This window comes from Exiguobacterium sp. SL-9, assembly GCF_004336985.1.
Classification (GTDB): Bacteria; Bacillota; Bacilli; order Exiguobacteriales; family Exiguobacteriaceae; genus Exiguobacterium.
In genome coordinates, this window is record NZ_SJUO01000052.1 from 1 (window position 1) to 380 (window position 380).

Below are 380 nucleotides of genomic sequence, written 5' to 3' on the forward strand. Positions count from 1 at the left end.
CTACTTCCTTTTTTGAATCTTCTAGATTACTCAAAGCTAGTAGTATTTTTGTATTTCTGATATATCGATTAAATTCAGAGATATTGGTATCAATATCATAAATTTTTTCAAATATTGATAAACTAATTTCTACTAAAAACAAAATGATATAAATTATTTTATCATAATACAAATCCCAAAATTCATTCCAAATTTCATCGGTCGCAAAAACAAAGTTTAAGTTTTGACTATCTGTTAGATAGTTAGAATTATTAGTCACCAAATGAATAGATTTATCAAATACACTTGTTAAACTATTTGGTGCTTTTTTATTATAAATTACATCATACAACATACTAGGATCTAAAATATATTGGCCGATATCCATGAAGGAATCACTC

1 pseudogene is annotated in these 380 nt (G+C 24.7%); it reads right to left on the reverse strand.

Annotation, left to right across the window (positions count from 1 at the left end):
* Nucleotides 1–367 (reverse strand): annotated as a pseudogene (locus EVJ34_RS15610) (hypothetical protein); the annotation flags it as partial.
* Between the last annotated feature and the right edge of the window lie 13 nt (nucleotides 368–380).